Below are 754 nucleotides of genomic sequence, written 5' to 3' on the forward strand. Positions count from 1 at the left end.
GTACTCCACTGACGGCGGAACCACCTGGACCGAAGTTAACGGCACCAGCTTCACGCTGCCGGAAGGCGAATACGCCGAAGGCGACGTGGTGGCCCGCCAGACCGACCCGGCCGGCAACACCAGTGACAATGGCCAACTGGGCGAAGTGGTCATCGATACCTCCGCACCGGACGCGCCGACGATCGATGCGACCGATGGCAACGAGCTCAGCGGCACCGCGGAAGCCGGCAGCACGGTCAACGTCGACACCAATGGTGACGGCGAGACGGATCAGACCGCCACGGCCGATGGTGACGGCAACTGGTCGGTGACGCCGGACACGCCGCTGGAGGATGGCACCGAGGTCTCGGCCACCGCGACCGACGCTGCGGGTAACGAGAGCCAGCCGACCACCGAGACGGTGGATGCGGCAGCGCCGGCGGCGCCGGTGATCGTTGATGCCACCGATGACACCACACCGCTGACCGATGACCTGGCGAGTGGCGACAGCACCAACGACCTGACGCCGACGCTGAACGGTACCGCCGAAGCAGGTAGCACGGTGGAAGTGTTCCAGGACGGCACGTCCGTGGGCACGGTCACCGCCGATGGTGATGGTGACTGGAGCTTTACGCCGGCAAGCGAACTGGCCGAAGGCGAGGTCAGCTTCACCGCGGAAGCCACGGATGCGGTGGGTAACACCTCACCGACCAGCGACAGCTTCGACCTGACCCTCGACACCACCGCACCGACCAACAACGATGGCACGCACACC

General features: G+C 66.4%; 1 protein-coding gene. It reads left to right on the plus strand.

The genetic code is table 11. The features are described 5' to 3' along the window. Window positions 1-754 (plus strand): Ig-like domain-containing protein (locus HHA01_RS13290; RefSeq protein ID WP_218023814.1); only part of this gene is annotated, 754 nt, incomplete at both ends.

Source organism: Halomonas halmophila, assembly GCF_006540005.1.
In the GTDB taxonomy this organism is placed as follows: domain Bacteria; phylum Pseudomonadota; class Gammaproteobacteria; order Pseudomonadales; family Halomonadaceae; genus Halomonas; species Halomonas halmophila.